We start from the raw sequence: 9379 nt of genomic DNA, 5'->3' as shown, positions 1-9379 counted from the left end.
CGCCAGCGCCGTGTCATGCCAGGCCGGCGCAAGCAAGGTGATGCCGCTGGGCAAGCCGTCCGCGCGCAGGCCGGCGGGCAGCGCCAGCGCCGAAAGGTCAGCCAGGTTGGTGAAGTTGGTGTAGTAGCCGAATTGCGAGTTGTAGCGCACCGGCTCCTCGGCCATCTCCGCCAGCGTGCGCATCGTCGGCGACGTCGGCACCAGCAACGCATCGAACCCTGCCAGGCTGTCGTTGATGCGTCGGCTCAATTCGGCGCGCAGGTATTCGGCTTTGTAGGCATCACAGGCGCTGTAGTGCCGGCCATTTTCGACAATGCCGCGCACCACCGGGTTGATTGCTTCGGGCTGGCGCTCAAGCATGCCTTCCAGGGCGACGGTGCGCTCGGCAACCCACGGGCCGAAATACAGCTGGTCCGCCAGTTCCTTGAACGCGCTGAAATCCACCGGAGCAATCACGGCGCCCATGGCCTTGAAACCTTCGACGGCCTGTTCGAACACCGCCTGGTTCTGGGTATCGCCAAAAAACTCGAGGGTCGCCGGGATCGCCAGCTTGAGCGCCGCCGCCACCGCGACCGGCGCGGTATTCGGGTTGAACCGCGAATAGGCATCACTGGCGTCATAGCCTGCCGCAACGCTTGCCACGCTTTCGGCGCATGCTACGGTCAAGGCGAACACCGAGATGCAGTCCACCGTGCGGCAAGCCGGCACCAGGCCGGTGTTCGACAAACGGCCCTTGGTCGGCTTCAACCCGACAATATTGTTGAACCCCGCCGGCACGCGCCCCGAGCCTGCAGTGTCGGTGCCCAGGGAAAACACCACCAGCCCGCGCGCCACCACCGACGCCGAACCTGAGCTGGAACCGCCGCTGACGTAGTCCGCATTGAAGCTGTTGCCCACCGCGCCATAGGGCGAGCGCGTGCCCACCAGCCCGGTGGCAAACTGGTCGAGGTTGGTCTTGCCCATCAGGATGGCGCCGGCTGCGCGCAGCTTTTGGACCACAGTAGCGTCCTGCGCCGGCGTGTAGGCAAATTCCGGGCACGCTGCCGTGGTGTCCCAGCCGGCCGCGTCGATATTGTCCTTGATCGCAAACGGCACGCCATACAGCGGCAACTTGGCGATATCACCGCCCACCGCCGTCAGGCGTTCGTTCAATTGCGTGAGCTGTGCAGTCAATTGCGCAGGCGTGGCGCGGCTGATCCAGGCCGTGTCGTCGGCGCGGTATTCGCTGGCGAGGGTCAGCAAAAGATCCGGGGTGATTGCCCCGCTGCGGTAGGCGCTTTGCCATTCACCGAGGGTCCAGCCAAAAGCGTCGTGCATGGGAGACTCCATCTTGTATCCAAGTTTGAATTCTTTAAAGCAAAGCCCAGGCCAACCCCCAAACCCAATGAATACGCGGTGAATCACAACAAACCGTGCGCGTTGATGGCGCATTCACCCATCGTGCATGCGCCAAAAAAAGACAGGCAACGGACCGTCAGGTTGCGACCGGCCCGATACCGGCCTATGTTCCAAGCCATGCTTTGCAGTTTGCTGTCCCCCTCCCTACGCCCATCCCGTACCCAGGAGACGCCATGCCCACGCTTCCCCGCCCCGCCGTACTTGAGCTGATCGGCAACACCCCGCTGGTTCGGGTCAGCCGTTTCGATACCGGCCCCTGCACGCTGTTCCTCAAACTTGAATCCCAGAACCCCGGTGGCTCGATCAAGGACCGCATCGGCCTGGCGATGATCGACGCCGCCGAGCGCGACGGCCGCCTGCGCCCCGGCGGTACGATTATCGAAGCGACTGCCGGCAATACCGGCCTGGGCCTGGCGCTGGTGGGCCGGGCCAAGGGCTACCGCGTGGTGCTGGTGGTGCCCGACAAGATGTCCACGGAAAAGGTGCTGCACCTCAAGGCCATGGGCGCCGAAGTGCACATCACCCGCTCCGACGTCGGCAAGGGCCACCCCGAGTATTACCAGGACGTGGCCGCGCGCCTGGCCAAGGACATTCCGGGGTCGTTTTTCGCCGACCAGTTCAACAACCCGGCCAACCCGCTCGCCCACGAAACCAGCACGGCGCCAGAGATCTGGGCGCAAACCCAGCACGATGTCGACGCGATCGTGGTGGGCGTCGGCTCGGCAGGCACCCTCACCGGCCTGACGCGCTTCTTCAAACGCGTGCAGCCGGAACTGGCGATGGTGCTGGCCGACCCGGTGGGCTCGGTGATGGCCGAGTACAGCCGCAGCGGCACGCTGGAAACCCCGGGCTCGTGGGCGGTGGAAGGCATCGGCGAAGACTTCATCCCGTCGATTGCCGACCTGTCCAGCGTGCGCCACGCCTACTCTATCAGCGATGAAGAGAGCTTCGACCACGCGCGCCAACTGCTCAAGGCCGAGGGCATTCTCGGCGGTTCATCCACCGGCACCCTGCTCGCCGCCGCCCTGCGTTATTGCCGCGAGCAGACCGAACCCAAACGTGTGGTGACGTTCGTCTGCGACACCGGCACGCGCTACCTGTCGAAGGTCTACAACGACCAATGGATGAACGACGCCGGCCTGCTGCAATACAAGCACTACGGCGACTTGCGCGACCTGATCGCGCGGCGCTTCGAAGACGGCCGCGTGATCAGCGTGAGCCCCGACGACACCTTGCTGACCGCCTTCCAGCGCATGCGCCTGGCCGACGTGTCGCAATTGCCGGTGCTGGTGGACGGTCGGAAACTGGTGGGCGTCATCGACGAATCCGACATCCTGCTGGGCCTGCACCACGACGCGGCGGATTTCTCGATGCTCGTCGCCAGCGCCATGACCGACACCCTGCAAACCCTTGACCCCAGCGCCAGCCTGGCCGAACTGCAGGCGGAACTGGACCGCGGCCTGGTCGCCATCATCGCCGATGCGTCGGGCTTCCACGGCCTGATCACCCGCGTCGACCTGCTTAACCACCTACGGAGATCCCTTGCATGAGTCAGCCCGATAAAACTGCGTTTGCGACCCGCGTGATCCACGCCGGGCAATCCCCCGACCCGACCACGGGCGCGCTGATGCCACCGATCTACGCCAACTCCACCTACCTGCAAGACAGCCCGGGTGTGCACAAGGGCTTCGACTACGGCCGTTCCCACAACCCCACGCGGTTTGCCCTGGAGCGCTGCGTGGCGGACCTCGAAGGCGGCACCCAGGCGTTTGCCTTCGCCTCCGGGCTGGCGGCGATTTCCACGGTGCTGGAACTGCTCGATGCCGGCGCACATATCGTCTCCGGCAACGACCTGTACGGCGGCACCTTCCGCCTGTTCGACAAAGTGCGCCAACGCAGCGCCGGGCACCGTTTCAGCTTTGTCGACCTGAGTGATTTATCCGCGTTTGAAGCCTCGCTGCAGGACGACACGCGCATGGTCTGGGTCGAAACCCCGAGCAACCCGCTGCTTAGCCTCACCGACCTTAGTGCCATCGCCCGTATCTGCCGGGATCGCGGGATTATCTGCGTGGCCGACAACACCTTCGCCAGCCCGTGGATCCAGCGCCCGTTGGAGCTGGGTTTCGACGTGGTGGTGCACTCCACCACCAAATACCTCAACGGCCACTCCGATGTGATTGGCGGCATCGCCATTGTCGGCGATAACCCCGAGCTGGCCGAGCGCCTGGGCTTCCTGCAGAACTCGGTGGGCGCCATCGCCGGGCCGTTCGATGCGTTCCTGACCCTGCGCGGGGTAAAAACCCTGGCGCTGCGCATGGAGCGCCATTGCAGCAATGCGCTGGACCTGGCCACCTGGCTGGAACAGCAACCGCAAGTAGCGCGGGTGTACTACCCCGGCCTCGCGTCGCACCCGCAGCACGCACTGGCGCGCAAACAGATGCGCGGGTTTGGCGGGATGATTTCAGTGGACCTGAACAGCGACCTGGCCGGCGCCACGCGTTTTCTGGAGAACGTCAAGATCTTCGCCCTGGCCGAAAGCCTGGGCGGCGTGGAAAGCCTGATCGAGCACCCGGCGATCATGACCCACGCGAGCATCCCGGCAGCCACGCGCGCGCAGCTGGGGATTGGCGATGGGTTGGTACGGTTGTCGGTGGGGGTGGAAGATGTGGAGGACCTGAGGGCGGATCTGGCACACGCCCTGGCGCTTATCTAACGCTAAAACTCGGTCAACTGTGGGAGGGGGCAAGCCCCCTCCCACAGTGTTTATGCGTCAGGCTGAAGTGATAGTGGCCCGTGCCGAATGCAGCTTCTTGTAGCTGTCAATCAAGCGCAGATGCCGGTCCAACCCTTCCAGCTTCATGCTGGTCGGCGTCAGCCCGTAGAACCGCACACTGCCGTTGACCGAGCCGATCACCGCATCCATCCGCTCATTGCCGAACATGCGCCGGAAGTTGGCTTCGTAATCCGCCAACTCCAGGTCTTCGTCCAGTTCCATTTCCAGCACGGCATTCACCGCCTGGTAAAACAGGCCACGTTCGGCGGTGTTGTCGTTGTACTGCAGGAACATTTCCACGCACTCTTTGGCTTCTTCGTATTGCTGGAGGGCAAGGTAGATCAGCAGTTTCAGCTCCAGGATCGTCAGCTGGCCCCAAGCGGTGTTGTCGTCGAATTCGATGCCGATCAGGGTGGTGATATCGGTGTAGTCATCCAGCTCGCTTTCCACCAGGCGCTCGGCCAGGGCTTTGAGCTCTTCGTCGTCAAGGCGGTGCAGGTTGAGGATGTCGGCGCGGAAAAACAGCGCCTTGTTGGTGTTGTCCCAGATCAGGTCATCCACCGGGTAGATTTCCGAGTAGTCCGGTACCAGGATGCGGCAGGCCGTGGCGCCGAGGTGTTCGTACACCGCCATGTACGACTCTTTGCCCATGTTTTCCAAGATACCGAACAGCGTCGCGGCCTCTTCGGCGTTCGAGTTTTCACCTTGGCCAGAGAAGTCCCACTCGACAAATTCGTAGTCCGATTGCGCACTGAAGAAGCGCCACGACACCACACCGCTGGAGTCGATGAAGTGCTCGACAAAGTTGTTCGGCTCGGTCACCGCATGGCCTTCGAAGGTCGGCTGCGGCAAGTCGTTCAAGCCCTCGAAACTGCGGCCTTGCAGCAGTTCGGTGAGGCTGCGCTCCAGCGCCACTTCCAGGCTTGGGTGCGCGCCGAACGAGGCGAACACGCCGCCGGTGCGCGGGTTCATCAAGGTCACGCACATCACCGGGAATTCACCGCCCAGGGATGCGTCCTTGACCAGCACCGGGAAGCCCTGGGCTTCCAGGCCCTGGATGCCGGCCAGGATGCCAGGGTACTTGGCCAGCACCTCGGCCGGTACGTCCGGCAGTGCGAATTCGCCCTCGATGATTTCGCGTTTCACCGCCCGCTCGAAAATCTCCGACAGGCACTGCACCTGGGCTTCGGCCAAGGTGTTGCCGGCGCTCATGCCGTTGCTGAGGTAGAGGTTTTCGATCAGGTTGGAGGGGAAGTACACCACTTCGCCGTCCGACTGGCGCACGAACGGCAGCGAAACAATGCCGCGCTCTTCATTGCCCGAGTTGGTGTCGTACAGGTGCGAGCCGCGCAGTTCGCCGTCACGGTTGTAGATTTTGAGGCAGTTGGCGTCGAGGATTTCCGGCGGCAGCTCGTCCTTGCGGCCCGGCTGGAACCAGCGCTCGTCCGGGTAATGCACGAACGACGCGTTGGCCAGTTCCTCACCCCAGAACTGGTCGTTGTAGAAGAAGTTGCAGTTGAGCCGCTCGATGAACTCGCCGAGTGCCGACGCCAGCGCGCCCTCTTTGGTCGCGCCCTTGCCGTTGGTGAAGCACATCGGCGAATGCGCGTCGCGGATATGCAGCGACCACACGTTGGGCACGATATTACGCCACGAGGCGATTTCGATCTTCATGCCCAGCCCGGCGAGGATCCCGGACATGTTGGCGATGGTCTGCTCCAGCGGCAGGTCCTTGCCGGCGATGTAAGTGCCGGCGGCCGATGTCGAGTTGGGCATCAGCAAGGCCTGGGCATCGGCGTCGAGGTTTTCGACTTCTTCGATGACAAATTCAGGACCGGCCTGCACCACTTTTTTTACGGTGCAACGGTCGATGGAGCGCAGGATGCCCTGGCGGTCCTTATCGGAAATATCCGCCGGCAATTCGACCTGGATCTTGAAGATCTGGTTATAGCGGTTTTCCGGGTCGACGATGTTGTTCTGCGACAGGCGAATATTGTCCGTGGGGATGTTGCGTGTTTCGCAGTACAACTTCACGAAATACGCCGCGCACAATGCCGACGACGCCAGGAAGTAATCGAATGGCCCCGGTGCCGAGCCGTCGCCTTTGTAGCGAATGGGCTGGTCGGCAATCACCGTGAAGTCATCGAACTTGGCTTCAAGCCGGAGGTTGTCGAGAAAGTTGACCTTGATTTCCATGGGGGCACACCAGAATAACGGGCTATATAAAAATGGCCGCCATTATGAAGCGTTTCACCCGCAAGTTTCAGGCTTTTGACCAATGGCTGGCGAATTGGCAAAACTCCATTAACCTTTTCCCAGTTGACGCCGATGGACTGAGGGCAACCAGGGAGTAGTCGGAATGCGCAACAACCAGCCTGTTACACAACGCGAGATTTCACTCGCGGCTTCGCAAAAACTTATCTCCGCCACCGATGTTCGGGGCGTCATCACCTACTGCAACGACGCCTTCGTCGATATCAGCGGTTTCAACCGCGCCGACCTGATCGGCGCGCCACAAAATATCGTACGTCACCCCGATGTGCCCCCTGCCGTGTTTGCGCACATGTGGAGTGCGCTGAAGAAAGGCCAGCCCTGGATGGGCATCGTCAAGAACCGCTCGAAAAATGGCGACCATTACTGGGTCAACGCCTACGTCACGCCGATTTTCGACGGCAACAATGTGGTGGGTTTCGAGTCAGTGCGGGTCAAGCCCACGGCCGATGAAATCCGTCGCGCCCAGGCGCTGTACCTACGCATCAGCCGGGGCAAACCGGCTATGCCGAAACAGGACGCGTGGCTGCCGGCCGCCGCGAGCTGCGTGCCGTATGCCGCCACCGCTGTCGCCGGTTGCGTGGCCGGCCTGTTCCTCAGTGCACCGCTGGCCATCGCGGTGGCCGTGGCTGTCGCCGTGCCGGTGGGCGTGCTCTGCTCACGCTGGCGCCAAAGTGCGACCCTGCGCCTGTTGGCGGGGGTCGAGCCCTCGACTTCGGATGCCTTGATCGCGCAGATGTACAGCGATGCCCGTGGCCCCCAGGCGCGTTTGGAAACTGCGTTTCTCAGCCAGACCGCGCGCCTGAAAACCTGCCTCACGCGCCTGCAGGACAGTGCCGAGCAACTCAGTGCCCTGGCCGGCCAATCCGACCAGTTGGCCAGCGCCAGCGCCAAGGGTCTGGACCGCCAGCGCGTGGAAACCGAACAGGTCTCGGCCGCCGTCAACCAGATGGCCGCGACCACCCAGGAAGTCGCCAGCCATGTGCAGCGCACCGCCGACGCTACGCAGCAAGCCAACGTGCTGACCGGGCGCGGGCGTGAGGTGGCACGCGATACGCGAGAAGCCATCGAGCGGTTGTCCGCCGTGGTCGCCGAAACCGGGGTGACCGTGGCGCAGTTGGCCAAGGACAGCGACGAGATCGGCAGCGTGGTGGACGTGATCAAAGCCATTGCCGATCAGACCAATTTGCTCGCGCTCAACGCCGCGATCGAAGCCGCGCGCGCCGGCGACATGGGCCGGGGCTTTGCGGTGGTCGCCGACGAAGTCCGGCAACTGGCGCAGCGCACCACGCAATCGACCACCCAGATCCATGGGTTGATCACCCAGCTGCAAGCGTCCTCCAACAATGCCGTCAGCAGCATGCAGAACGGCCAGCGCCAGGCCCAGGAAGGCGTGGCCTGGGTGCTTGAAGCCGACCAGGCGTTGGTCGGCATCAGCGAAGCGGTGTCGCACATCACCGACATGACCACCCAGATCGCCGCCGCCACCGAAGAACAAAGCGCCGTCGCCGAGGAGATCAGCCGCAACATCACCACCATCGCCGAACTGGCCGACCAGACCTCGATCCAGGCCCACCAATCCACCGACCTGAGCAAGGACCTCACGCAGACCGCGGCCACCCAGTACGCATTGGTGGAACGCTTCAATCGCTGATCCGCAACCGTCCGGCGCCCGCCAACAAGCCTGATGGGCGCTGGACGGAATTTTTTCGACGAATCCACCCGTCTGTTCTACGCTTGCAAAGCGCCTCGACGGTTAAGGTCGTCGCTGCTGAAATCATGGATGAGAGAAGGACACGCCGTACTGGAAGCGGGTAAGCGTTCCCCAAGTCGTAGCACAGGCCCAAGCAGCTGTGCGCAAGGCGCAACCTGATGATTCCCGCGATCCTCCCCTGCATTACCCCCCTCCGCGTTATGGCTTCGGCTCAGGCGATTCATCCTTTATTCATCCATTGAAGGAATCAGTCCATGAGTGACTCAATCAGCCCCTCCGAGAACGATAAACCCTTTGAACCCAAGGGCGATCCACTTCCCCAACGCAGCGGTAGCCAGGCCCTGCCGAAAAACAAGCCGTATTACCTCAAGCTTGAATACGTCGATGACAATGGCAAGGTCCAGAGCGGTTTTGCCTATTTCGTCGGTAACCAGGCCAGCTGGAGCTTTTGGGACTATATGAGCACCACCCCCTCCAACGGCGACAAAGCCGTGTTCAAAAATGTCTCGAGCGACGGTGGCCGAATGCAGCTTGAGCTCCAGGATGGCAATTACCTGTCATGCCGCGCGGCGCCGCGTCTGTGGCTTTACCGCTCCACGGCGGCTTATTCCGTGCGCTGGGAAATCGTCAATGGCCAGCTGTTCACGGACTATCACGATGGGCCGGTGGGTACCTCCCATGAACGAGTGGCGGTGCCAGACGCCTATTACATGCGGGTGGGTGGGACGCCCCTGAGAAACTGCGAATGGGTCGAAGCGCCCAAATAACTCATGCCGTCAGCGAGGTCGCCCGTTGGCCGGGCGCCCTCGCCGTTTGTGCATCCCCGACAATGTGCCAATCCTCCCTTGCTCCTGCGGCTCAAACACGCTACAACCCCCTACCGCAAGTTGTACGACAACCTAAAAATAAATAGCCATCCTCGACGATGGCGCTGACTGCTCGAGCCCTTGAATGACTGCCCCCGCCCCCAATCAAACTATCCCCGCTGTATTTTCCCGCCCTGTCGCCGTGCTGATTCTGCTCTGCATGGGCTGCGCCTTCGCCGGCAACCACATCGCCGCCCGCGTCGCCTTCGATGATGGCGCCGGGGTGCTGTTGGCGATTTTGCTGCGCTCGGGCGGCACCTTGCTGGTGCTCGCCGTGTTGGTGCTGTGGCAACGCCAAAGCCTGCGCCTGCCACCGGGCGCGTGGCGCTGGCAGGTGCTGCTGGGCCTGCTCATCGC

The 9379-nt window shown here is 62.6% G+C and carries 6 protein-coding genes and 1 pseudogene; 5 read left to right on the top strand and 2 right to left on the bottom strand.

The features are described 5' to 3' along the window. Positions 1–1317, bottom strand: a 1317-nt coding sequence (gene atzF, locus WBR57_RS29845) for an allophanate hydrolase (RefSeq protein ID WP_424089135.1), incomplete at its 3' end; no start/stop codon positions are given. Positions 1318–1571: 254 nt separating this feature from the next. Here atzF and WBR57_RS29840 point away from each other — a divergent pair. Then, positions 1572–2948, top strand: coding sequence for a pyridoxal-phosphate dependent enzyme (locus WBR57_RS29840; protein WP_424089133.1), 1377 nt, complete (start codon positions 1572–1574; stop codon positions 2946–2948). Next, positions 2945–4111, top strand: coding sequence for a cystathionine gamma-synthase (locus WBR57_RS29835; protein WP_424089131.1), 1167 nt, complete (start codon positions 2945–2947; stop codon positions 4109–4111). The genes WBR57_RS29840 and WBR57_RS29835 overlap by 4 nt, the downstream gene beginning before the upstream one ends. A 57-nt stretch (positions 4112–4168) precedes the next feature. On the opposite strand, the gene WBR57_RS29830 is transcribed toward WBR57_RS29835, so the two are convergent. Then, complete coding sequence (locus WBR57_RS29830) at positions 4169–6367, bottom strand: OsmC domain/YcaO domain-containing protein (protein WP_424089129.1); 2199 nt, start codon at positions 6365–6367, stop codon at positions 4169–4171. Positions 6368–6530: 163 nt separating this feature from the next. Here WBR57_RS29830 and WBR57_RS29825 point away from each other — a divergent pair, with 163 nt between their 5' ends. From WBR57_RS29825 to WBR57_RS29815, 3 genes and pseudogenes are all read left to right on the top strand, one after another. Then, positions 6531–8096, top strand: coding sequence for a methyl-accepting chemotaxis protein (locus WBR57_RS29825; RefSeq protein WP_424089127.1), 1566 nt, complete (start codon positions 6531–6533; stop codon positions 8094–8096). Between the two features lie 314 nt (positions 8097–8410). Continuing rightward, the gene (locus WBR57_RS29820) at positions 8411–8923 is read left to right on the top strand and encodes a hypothetical protein (protein WP_424089124.1); all 513 of its coding nucleotides are present in this window, start codon (positions 8411–8413) and stop codon (positions 8921–8923) included. A gap of 259 nt (positions 8924–9182) precedes the next feature. Continuing rightward, a pseudogene (locus tag WBR57_RS29815) lies at positions 9183–9379 on the top strand (EamA/RhaT family transporter); the annotation flags it as partial.

The organism is Pseudomonas sp., from assembly GCF_049590575.1.
In the GTDB taxonomy this organism is placed as follows: Bacteria; Pseudomonadota; Gammaproteobacteria; order Pseudomonadales; family Pseudomonadaceae; genus Aquipseudomonas.
This window is presented reverse-complemented; position numbering and strand designations above follow the sequence as displayed.